Source organism: Microbispora sp. ZYX-F-249, assembly GCF_039649665.1.
Lineage (GTDB): Bacteria > Actinomycetota > Actinomycetes > Streptosporangiales > Streptosporangiaceae > Microbispora > Microbispora maris.
Window position 1 is genome coordinate 125,616 of sequence record NZ_JBDJAW010000023.1, and the last position, 8,789, is coordinate 134,404.

6 protein-coding genes are annotated in these 8,789 nt (G+C 71.9%); 3 read left to right on the forward strand and 3 right to left on the reverse strand.

All coding sequences use genetic code 11. The features are described from left to right. Nucleotides 1–41 precede the first annotated feature (41 nt). Complete coding sequence (locus tag AAH991_RS25595) at nucleotides 42–2,060, forward strand: hydantoinase/oxoprolinase family protein (protein ID WP_346228448.1); 2,019 nt, start codon at nucleotides 42–44, stop codon at nucleotides 2,058–2,060. Then, nucleotides 2,057–3,766, forward strand: coding sequence for a hydantoinase B/oxoprolinase family protein (locus AAH991_RS25600; protein WP_346228449.1), 1,710 nt, complete (start codon nucleotides 2,057–2,059; stop codon nucleotides 3,764–3,766). Before AAH991_RS25595 ends, AAH991_RS25600 begins: the two co-directional genes overlap by 4 nt. A gap of 6 nt (nucleotides 3,767–3,772) precedes the next feature. On the opposite strand, the gene AAH991_RS25605 is transcribed toward AAH991_RS25600, so the two are convergent. Both AAH991_RS25605 and AAH991_RS25610 read right to left on the reverse strand, forming a co-directional pair. After that, the gene (locus AAH991_RS25605) at nucleotides 3,773–4,144 is read right to left on the reverse strand and encodes a DUF742 domain-containing protein (RefSeq protein WP_346228450.1); all 372 of its coding nucleotides are present in this window, start codon (nucleotides 4,142–4,144) and stop codon (nucleotides 3,773–3,775) included. After that, complete coding sequence (locus AAH991_RS25610; RefSeq protein WP_346228451.1) at nucleotides 4,141–6,153, reverse strand: sensor histidine kinase; 2,013 nt, start codon at nucleotides 6,151–6,153, stop codon at nucleotides 4,141–4,143. The genes AAH991_RS25605 and AAH991_RS25610 overlap by 4 nt, the downstream gene beginning before the upstream one ends. Nucleotides 6,154–6,327: 174 nt before the next feature. Here AAH991_RS25610 and AAH991_RS25615 point away from each other — a divergent pair, with 174 nt between their 5' ends. Further along, nucleotides 6,328–7,923 carry an ABC transporter substrate-binding protein gene (locus AAH991_RS25615; RefSeq protein ID WP_346228452.1) on the forward strand — a complete coding sequence of 532 codons (1,596 nt, stop codon included), beginning with the start codon at nucleotides 6,328–6,330 and terminating at the stop codon, nucleotides 7,921–7,923. Nucleotides 7,924–7,939: 16 nt separating this feature from the next. Here AAH991_RS25615 and AAH991_RS25620 read toward each other — a convergent pair whose 3' ends face one another. Next, a complete protein-coding gene (locus AAH991_RS25620) occupies nucleotides 7,940–8,344 on the reverse strand; it encodes a hypothetical protein (RefSeq protein ID WP_346228453.1) in 405 nt (134 codons plus the stop codon). Between the last annotated feature and the right edge of the window lie 445 nt (nucleotides 8,345–8,789).

Genomic DNA, 8,789 nt, shown 5'->3' on the forward strand with positions numbered 1-8,789 from the left:
GCACATCGACGCCGCGCGCGGCCGGATCTACGTTGCCAGGCATGACAACGGTCATCGGAGTGGACGTCGGCGGCACCTTCACCGACCTCGTCCTGCACGACGCCGCGACCGGCGAGATCAGGGTCGCCAAACAGCCCACCACGCCGGCCGCGCCGGAGCGCGGGGTCCTCGCGGCGGTCGACGCGGCCGTGCCACGCGACCTGCTCGCCCGCTGCCGCCACTTCGTGCACGGCACCACCGTCGGCCTCAACGCGCTGCTCGAAAGACGCGGCGCGACCGTCGGCCTGATCACCACGGCCGGGTTCCGCGACGTGCTGGAGATCCGCCGGGGCGACCGCGACGACCCCTACGACCTGTTTTGGACCCCGCCGCCGCCGCTCGTGCCGCGCCGGCTGCGCCTGGAGGTGGCCGAACGGGTGGCCGCCGACGGCTCGGTCGTCCGCGACCTGGACCCCGGCGGCGTACGGCTGGCCGCCGAGACGTTCGCGGCCGAGGGCGTGGACGCGGTCGCGATCGTGCTGGTGAACTCCTACGCCAACCCCGGGCACGAGGCGCGGGTGGCCGAACTGCTCAGACAGGCCGGGTTCGCCGGGCCGCTCTCTCTGTCGCACGAGGTCTCGGGGGAGTACCGGGAGTACGAGCGCACCTGCACCACCGTGGTGGACGCCTTCGTCCGCCACCGCATGGGCCCCTACCTGCACAATCTCGACCGCGAGCTGCGGGCCAGGGGGTTCGCGGGCGAGCTGCTCGTGACCCGGTCGGGCGGCGGCGCGCTGGCGCTGGCGGAGGCCGCGGCCCGGCCGTTCGAGACGATCCTGTCCGGCCCGGTGGCCGGGGCCGCCGCCACCGCGCGCCTGGCCGCCTCCCTCGGTCCCGTTCTCGGGCTCGGCCCGGCCGTCGCCGCCGACGTGGGCGGCACCAGCTTCGACACCGCGCTCATCGAGGACGGACGGCTCCCGCTGCTGTACCAGGGGGAGGTCGTCGGCCTGCCGCTGCAGAGCCCGTGGGTGGACGTGCGGTCCGTCGGCGCGGGCGGCGGATCGATCGCGTACGCCGACGCGGGCGGCCTGCTGCGGGTCGGCCCGCGCAGCGCGGGCGCCGATCCCGGGCCCGCCTGCTACGGGCGCGGCGGGACCGCGCCCACGGTGACCGACGCCGCCCTGCACCTCGGCATGATCCCCCGGGGCCGCATCTCCGGCGGCATCGAGCTGTCGGCCGAGGAGGCGGCCCGCGCGCTGGCACCGCTGGCCGGCCCGACCGGCATCGACGGCGTGGACGCCGTCGCGGTGGGCGTCGTCAGGATCGCCGCCGCGCACATGGCCCAGGCCGTGCGCGGCGTGACGGTGGAGCGGGGCGTCGACCCGCGCGGCGCGGCCGTCGTCGCCTTCGGCGGCGCCGGGCCGGTGTTCGGCTGCCTGCTCGCCGACGAGCTCGACGTGGACACCGTGGTGGTGCCGCCCAACGCCGGCAACTTCTCCGCCGTCGGCCTGGTGCAGACCGACGTCGTACGCTCGGCCGCCCGCACGATGGTGCGCCCCCTGGACGCCGCGGCGCTGCCGGCGGTCGACGCCGTGGCGCGGTCGCTGTTCGAACGGCTCGCGCGGCCGGGAGCCCTACGCGAGGTGGACCTCGACCTGCGCCACCGGGGACAGGAGCACACGCTGACGATCCCCGTGCGGCTCGGCGAGGACGACCTGGCGGCCGTGTCCGCCCGCTTCTCCGAGGCCTACCACCGGGCCTTCGGCCACACCCTGCCCGATCCGCTGGAGATCGTCACCGTACGGGCGACCAGCCGGGTCGTGCTCGACGACGAACGCCCTCTGGTGCCGGCCCCGCCCCCGGGCGAGGGTGCGGGCGGGGCGGGGACGACGCGGCTGTGGTCGTTCCGGCGGAGTGCCTGGACCGAGGCCCCGGTCGTACGCCGGGAGGACCTGACCGGCGTGGCCGAGGGCCCGCTGCTGGTGGTGGAGCCGACCGCGACCGCCTACGTGGACGCCGGTTTCGCGGTGGAGGCGCACGAGAGCGGCTGCCTCCTGATCACACGGAAGGACCGGCCATGACCATCGTCCGCACGCGATACACGGAGGCGCACCCGGGCCTGGGCGACGGCGCGGACCCGGTGACCACCGAGATCATCCGGCAGGGGCTCAACGCGGCCGCCGACCAGATGAAGCAGTCGCTGATCCGCACGGCGTTCTCGCCGATCATCTACGAGGCGCTGGACTTCGCCGTCGCCTTCTACGACGCCGACATGTGCATGCTGGCGCAGGCGCCGACGCTGCCGGCGTTCATGGGCACGCTCGGCTTCTGCGTGCGGGAGGCCGTCGAGGGCGTCGGTGGTCCCGCCGCGCTCAGCCCCGGCGACGTCATCCTCTACAACGACCCGTACGGCACCGGCTCCCACCCCCAGGACGCGGCGATGGTGGTGCCGATCTTCCTTGAGGACACGCTGGTCGCCTACTCGGTGATCAAGGCCCACTGGCTCGACATCGGCGGCAAGGACCCCTACTGCACCGACACGATCGACGTCCACCAGGAGGGGACGATCTTCCCGGGGGTCAAGCTGTACGACGCCGGTCGGCTGGTCAGCGACGTCTACCGGATGATCCTGGCCAACAGCCGGATGCCGGAGATGGTCATCGGGGACATCAACGCCATGGTGGCCGGGGCGCGGACCGGCGCCGAGGCCCTCGGCGCGCTGGTGCGCAGGCACGGCCTCGGCACCTTCCGCCGCTGCGTCGCCCGGATGTACGCCCACGGCGAGGCGCTGGTGCGCGGCTGGTTCGAACGCCTGCCCGACGGGGTCTACCGGGCGTCCAGCGTCATCGACTCCGACGGGGTGACCGGCACGCCGATCCCGTTCGGCGTCGAGGTCGCCGTGGACGGCTCGTCGGTCACCGTCGACCTGACCGACTGCCCCGACCAGGTCGGCGGGCCGGTCAACTGCCCGCTGCCGTCCACCGTCGCGGCCGTCAGGATCGCGGTGGCCTTCCTCGCGGGTGCGGGCGAACAACCCAACGAGGGCCACTTCCGGCCGCTGGAGCTGGTCACCCGGCTCGGCTCGCTGTTCCATCCCGTACGCCCCGCGCCCTGCTTCATGTACGGCATCCCCTCCGACCACGCCATCGAGCTGATCATCAGGGCGCTGGCCGAGGCCGTGCCGGGATCGGTGCCGGCCGCCAGCGGCGGGGACATCAACGCGCTGGTGTGGTGGGGCAACCGCGAGGCGACCGGCGAGCCGTGGGCGGACGGCGCGCCGCACCCGGTGGGCCAGGGCGCCTCACGGTCGGCCGACGGCGCGAGCGCGCTCATGTACATCTCGGAGTCGGCCACCCGCTTCACCCCGGCCGAGGTGTGGGAGGCACGCAACCCCTGGCGGATAGAGCGGCTCGCCCTGGCCGAGGACTCCGGCGGCCCCGGCCGTCACCGCGGCGGCCTGGGACTCGACCTGTCCTTCCGGGTGCTGGAGGACCAGTACCTCACATCGGGCCTGGCCAGGACCGCGCTGGCGCCCTGGGGCCTGGAGGGCGGCCTGCCCGGCAGGCCCAACCGGCTCACCGTGGAGTATCCCGACGGGCGCGTCGAGGACTTCTCGCTGAAGACGCGGATCTTCCTGCCCAAGGGCGCGGTCGTGCACCTGCGCACCGGCTCCGGCGGGGGGTACGGCCCGCCCGGCGAGCGCGACCCCGAGGCCGTGCGCGCGGACCTTCGGGAGGGCTACATCACCCGCGGGCACGCCCGGCGTCACTACCCCCACGCGCTGTGAGGGCGCTCACAGGGCCTGCAGGCCGCTGATCACCTCGCCGAGGAGCTTCTCGGTGGGGAAGCGCGCGACGTTGGCGGGCGGGCGCACCTTCACGAGCCCCTGCTCGTGGAGGTCGCCCACCAGCACCCGTACGACACCGAGGGGCAGGTCGATCGCCGCGGCGATGTCGGCCAGCGACGCCGGGCGGGCGCACAGGCTGAGGATCATCCACTGCTCGGGACCGAGGCTGACCGGCGTGGGCCCGCCGACCGCGGTGACGATGGCGACGAGGTCGATGTCTTTGCTGGAGGGCCGCACGCGTCCGCGGGTCAGGGCGTAGGCCGGCACGATCGGCCCGGCCTCCTCGTCCAGCCACTGGTCCTGCATGCGCTCCGTCACGTCTCGTCCTCCTCGCCGGTGTTCTCGTTGTCCTGCGGCCCCCGTTTCAGCGAGGCGAGGATGATGTCCTCCGGGGTGACCTCGCCCGCGGCGAGACGGGCGAGGTCGGGATCCTTGGGGCCGACCATGAGCGCGGATGGGAGCAGCACGATGGCGGTCGTTCCTCCGTAGGCCGAGGGCCGCAGCGTCACGCGGATGTCCCGCCGCGCGGCCAGGCGCGCGACGACGAACAGTCCCATGCGCTCGGTGTCCGCGATGTCGAACTCCGGCGGAGCGGCCAGACGCTCGTTGAGTTCGGCGAGCCGCTCCTTGGTCATGCCGAGCCCGCGGTCCTCGATCTCGACCACGAAGCCCGTGCCGACGAGTTCGCCGCGTACCGACACGGACGTGTGCGGCGGCGAGAAGATGGTGGCGTTCTCGATCAGTTCGGCGATGAGGTGGATGACGTCGGCCACCGCGGCGCCGTCGAGCCCGTGGTCCTCCATGGGCAGCACGTTCACCCGGGCGTAGTCCTCCACCTCGGCCGCGGCCCCGCGTACGACGTCGTACATCGGGACGGGTTTGCGCCAGGCGCGGCCGGGGGTGTTGCCGGACAGGATGATCAGGCCCTCGGCGTGGCGGCGCATGCGGGTCGTCAGGTGATCGAGCCGGAACAGCTCCTCCAGCACGTCCGGGTCGGTCGTGTGGCGCTGCATGCCGTGCAACTGGGTCCGCTGCCGATGCAGGAGCGTCTGGCTGCGCCGCGCCAGGTTCAGGAAGACCTGGCTGACACCCCGCTGCAGGCGGGCCTGCCCGATGGCGGCCTCCACCGCGGTCCTCTGGACGGTCGAGAAGGCCCGCCCCACGTCCTGGATCTCGGCGGTCCCGCCCGCCGTCTGGATCGGGGGCGCTTCGGTGGCCACGTCCACGTCGTCTCCCCGCTTGAGCTTGACCAGCATCCCCGGCAGCCGCTTGTTGGCCAGGTCGAGCGCGGCCTGCCGCAGATCGGCCAGCTCACGGGCGAGGCGTCCGCCGACCCGCAGCGAGATCAGGATCGAGGCGACGACCGCCAGCAGACCGAAGCCCCCGACCAGCACCGCCCGGCGCAGGATCGAGTCGGCGATCGGCGCGGCGCGCTGGGCGAGCAGGGCCGCCGCCTCGGTCTGCGCCTTCTGGAACGAGTCGGCCAGGTCGTCGGAGGTCGACTGCCACACCCGCTGCGTACGCGCGGGGATCGTGGGCGCCGCGATGATCTGCTCCTCCTGGAGCCGCAGCCGCTGGTAGAGCGGGGTGGTGATGAGGTTGACGTGAAGCTGCCGCAGGCCGGCGTCCAGCTCGGGCAGTCCCTGGTCGATGAGGAACCGGCGGTTGCCCACGAGCTGGGTGAACAGCTTGCGCTCCTCGTCGGTGAAGCCACCGGACGCCCCCGTGGCCGCCGCCAGCGCCTGCTCCCGGGTCAGCAGCTCCTTGGCGTACCCGAGCGAGATCACCACACGCGACTGCTGGTAGATCGGGATGTCGTCGATCAGGGCCAGGCTGTAGTGCATCCGGTAGATCGAGTCGCTGACCAGGTTGTAGGTCTCGATGACGCGCAGGCGCTCCGACAGCCCCTCGTCGATCTCCGCACGGATCTCGTCGAGCCGGCTGAGCCCCGCCAGCATCTCGTCGACCTGGGTGCGCATCGCGGCCGTGGTGGCCGACCTGGACGAGTCGGACAGGGCCAGCGTTCGGACCTTCTCCCTGGTCTTGTCGGTCCGCTGGCGCTGCAGGACCATGGCGTCGCGGTTGTTCTTCTGGGACGCGGCGAGGTAGCGGGCCGTGGCCAGGCGCTCCGCCTGCAGCTCGACGATCAGGGAGTCGGCGGGCCGCCGCAGCGTCGACCACAGGGTGTTGTACGTACGCAGGCTCAGGCTCTCGCCGATGGTGACGCCGGCGGTGACCACCCACAGGACGACCAGCGAGAAGAGGGGAACGAGGAGCAGACCGATGAGCCGGGACCGGATCGGCCGGTCGCGCGTGCGCGGACTCATGGCACCTCGCCAGTGAGGAACAAGCCTCACATAAGACCTTTTTGAGACAGAGCAAGAGACTAGCAGTGAGGTGGGCCGGATGAGGGCCCTGTGATCGATTAGCGGGATATATCGTGTCCAATCGTGATCTTGCAGTAGCGTCGATCATGGGAGACACGGAAAGGACCCGCACGCATGCGCCGTTTCCTCGTGCTGGGAGTGCTGGCCGTGCTGGCCCTGGCGGGTTGCGGCGGTGGTGAGGCCCGGGAGATATCGGCCGCGAACCTCCCGTCGGCGAAGGACTCCACCTTCGTCTACCTGCACCATCTCGACATCGTCACCGACTGGGACCCGGCGAGCTCGTATTCCAACGAGGTCGTCGCGATGGAGAACATCTACGACTCGCTGACGAAGTACAACCCCAGGACGCGACGCGCGGCACCCCGCCTGGCCGAGCGCTGGCAGACGTCGTCCGACGGCAAAGTCTGGACGTTCACCCTGCGCGGCGGCGTGGTCTTCCACACGGGACGGCCGCTGGACGCCGCCGCGGTGAAGGCGTCCATCGAGCGCACCAAGCGGATGGGCGCCGGCGCGGCCTACATCTGGGACCCCGTGCAGCAGATCACGGTCAAGGACCCGCTGACCGTGGAGTTCCGGCTCAAGTACGCCGCTCCGCTCGACCTGATCGCCTCCGCCGACTACGCGGCGTTCATCTACGACACGCAGGCGGCGGGCTCGGGCGACCTCAAGAAGTGGTTCCAGGCCGGCCGGGACGCCGGCTCGGGGCCGTACACGGTGGCGAGCTGGAAGAAGGGGCGGGAGAAGGAACTGCTGCTGCGGGCCTTCGACCGCTACTGGGGCGGCTGGGAGGGGCCGCACTACCGGAACATCGAGTTCCGCGTCGTCCCCGACCCCGACCGGGCGTACCGTCTGCTGCTGCGCGGCGAGGCGAGCTACGTGCAGCGGCTGAACCCCGATCTGTTCCACCGGGCCCGGGCGACCGCGGGCGTGCGGACCCTGCAGGTGCCGTCGTTCCAGAACCTGCTGGTGCTGTTCAACACCGCCTCCGGACCACTCGCCGACATACGGCTGCGCAAGGCGGTGCAGAAGGCCATCGACTACGACGGCATGGTCGCCGCGCTCAAGGGGGCGGCGGCGCCCGCCTCGGGGCTGGTGCCCGAAGGCCTGCTGGGTCACGCTCCCGGCCTGACCCAGAAGCAGGACCTCGCCGGGGCCGCCGAGCTGCTCACCCAGGCGGGGTACGGCCCGGGCGGCAACCCGCTGCGCCTGACGCTGACCTACGCGGAGGGGGACGACGACGAGGAACTGCTGGTGCGCAGGCTCAAGCGCACGCTCGCGGAGCTGAACGTCCAGCTCGACGCCAAGGCCATGCCGTGGAACGACCAGTGGGACCGGGGCAAGGCCACGGACCCGGCCAAGCGCCAGGACATCTTCGTCATGTACTGGTATCCCGACTACGCCGACGCCTATTCGTGGTTCCTCAACGTCTTCCACAGCGCCGAGCCGGTGTCCTTCAACCTCACCTACCTCAAGAACAGAGACGTGGACGCCAAGATCGACCAACTGCCGTCACTGGGGACGAAGGACCGCTCCGCCGCCGAGACGGCGTACGCAACCCTCCAGCGCAGCCTCATCGAGCAGAAGGCGGTGGTGGCCGTGCCGTGGGTGCTGACCTACCAACGGGCTTATCTGGGCAACGTCCAGGGGTTCACCGACAACCCGGCCTACCCCAACGTCGTCTTCGTGCACGAGCTCATCCCCGGCGGCTGAGCCGCAGGCCGCGGGGTCAGCCCCGCAGCCTGCGGCTGACCCCGCCACAGTGAGGGCCGCGCGCGGGCCGGGGCCGCCGCGGCGTGGGCTCGTCGAGATGGGTGAGCATGGCCTGCGCCGCCGTGGCGTCCGACAGAATCCGCTGCGCCTGCTCACCGTCGGGAAGCTGACCGTGCTCGGCCAGCTCGTGCTGGAGGAAGGTGAGCGGCGCCGGGTGTCCGGCGGCTTCCGCGGCCACGGAGGCGCGAGCGGCGGTCAGCAACGCGAGGTAGTGCGAGCGCAGGATCGCCTCGCGCGTACGCAACAGCTCCAGGTCGTCGAGCAGGGAGTGCGCGAGCTCGAGCAGATCGCCCGGGCGCGGCGGCTCGGCGGTGATGTGGGCGCGGATGTCGTCGAACTCCGACCGCATGATGATGGCCACCTCCAGCGACGGAAGTCCGGGCGGCCGGGTTGGCGCCGTACGGGGACTTCCGCATCGTGTTCGTAGCGCGGGGCGATTGCGAGCGGCTTGACGTTCGGTTGCGCGGGAAGAGGGCGGCCCGTCAGAGCCGTCGCGCAGCACGGGGGGACGACAGCCGCTCACGGCGTTCGTCCTCACCTCGTGCCTCCCCGATAGTCCGTGCCAAGCCGACGTGATCGCCGCGGCGCTAAGTAGATGCTTGAGAGCCGGATCTGGTTGTCCCTGCCCGCTCGTACGTTTTGCCGCCTACCGGACGTGGGGGGTCCCCCCAGCCGTGACCTGCGGGAACATTGCGACCGGTCGCTGTGTTGCAACACTCGACGCCGCGTCACCCCGGGCCGGCGTCGCCGGGAATAGCTCCCGCGATGGGGGCGTTGTTCTCGAACCGGGTCATGGCAGTGCCGGG